We start from the raw sequence: 781 nt of genomic DNA, 5'->3' as shown, positions 1-781 counted from the left end.
ATTTGACAATGACGGCTTCTTCCCTAGGCGTGGTTTATCTTCAAGTCCTGCCAGTCCTTGCCCAAGATAGCTGGAGACCCATAAGTTGACGCTAGATCTGGCCACCTTCAACTGGCTTGCCACCTGAGTGCGGTTATGGCATTGCAAAAATAGCGATACAGCGAGCAATCGCATGCGCTTATGCGGATTTTTTCTCTTTTGGAGAGGCTAAGCAGACTTTCAGCAGTTTCAGGTTTCATAATCCAATTTTAAGCTGTTGGGTTGCTTGCTATTAGATCAGACTTCAATGCGGAATGGTATAATAAGCAGCTAAAAATAATAAGAAACAAGTGAAGTCTTGTGAGGCGAAGTATTTATCAAGCAGCAAGAGTTCGATATTTAACCAGCTCAAGAGAAGTCGGCGGTACAGTGATTGAAAAGTTGGATGAATAACAGCTTGAGACATCACCAATAATGTTGATTTCTCCACAACGAAAAAAGCCTCTACATTGCTGTAGAGGCTTTCGTCTTTATGTTGGCGGAGCGGACGGGACTCGAACCCGCGACCCCCGGCGTGACAGGCCGGTATTCTAACCAACTGAACTACCGCTCCTTTAGTTTAACGTTTGACGTTAACCTAAATTAGGCGCTTGGCGATGACCTACTCTCACATGGGGAGACCCCACACTACCATCGGCGCGTTTGCGTTTCACTTCTGAGTTCGGGATGGGATCAGGTGGTTCCACAAGGCTATTGTCACCAAGCAAATTCTGCTTATTACCGTGTCCATCTCTGGCTCACG

At 46.5% G+C, this 781-nt stretch carries 1 protein-coding gene, 1 tRNA gene and 1 rRNA gene; all 3 read right to left on the bottom strand.

Translation table 11 applies throughout. The annotated features are described in order from the left end of the window. On the bottom strand, positions 1-174 hold a 174-nt coding region (locus NE536_RS22850), incomplete at its 3' end, for a helix-turn-helix domain-containing protein (protein ID WP_261274124.1). A gap of 341 nt (positions 175-515) precedes the next feature. Next, positions 516-592 (bottom strand) — tRNA-Asp (locus NE536_RS22845). A gap of 35 nt (positions 593-627) precedes the next feature. Then, positions 628-743 (bottom strand): 5S ribosomal RNA (gene rrf, locus NE536_RS22840). Between the last annotated feature and the right edge of the window lie 38 nt (positions 744-781).

Origin of the sequence: Shewanella septentrionalis, assembly GCF_025370265.1 — a bacterium.
GTDB lineage: Bacteria > Pseudomonadota > Gammaproteobacteria > Enterobacterales > Shewanellaceae > Shewanella > Shewanella hafniensis.
This window is presented reverse-complemented; position numbering and strand designations above follow the sequence as displayed.